Here is a 254-nt window from a genome sequence, read left to right as displayed (position 1 = left end):
ATTGGAATAGCATCTCTGCGTAATCCGATGCGACTGGATACTTTCCCGACACCATCACGTGTATCTAGTCCACTGCTCATCAAAACAACAGCTTTGTCTTGTTCTTCGTAATTGTGTGCTACTTTTAAGATTTCAATGGTTTTACCACTATTCATTGCGCCATACTTGAAAAATAATTGAGCCATGTTCACTACACCTTTCCGTTAGTTCCTTACGTATTTTACTATATTTTCAGCAAAAAAGCAGTATTTTTA

The 254-nt window shown here is 37.0% G+C and carries 1 pseudogene; it reads right to left on the bottom strand.

What is annotated here, in order from left to right:
* Positions 1 to 185, bottom strand: a pseudogene (locus tag LI162_RS15450) (thymidine kinase); the annotation flags it as partial.
* Positions 186 to 254 lie beyond the last annotated feature (69 nt).

Source organism: Mediterraneibacter sp. 210702-DFI.3.120, from assembly GCF_020561005.1.
Classification (GTDB): domain Bacteria; phylum Bacillota; class Clostridia; order Lachnospirales; family Lachnospiraceae; genus Mediterraneibacter; species Mediterraneibacter faecis.
The sequence above is the reverse complement of the archived record's forward strand: the minus strand, read 5'-3'. Positions and strand labels throughout refer to the sequence as shown.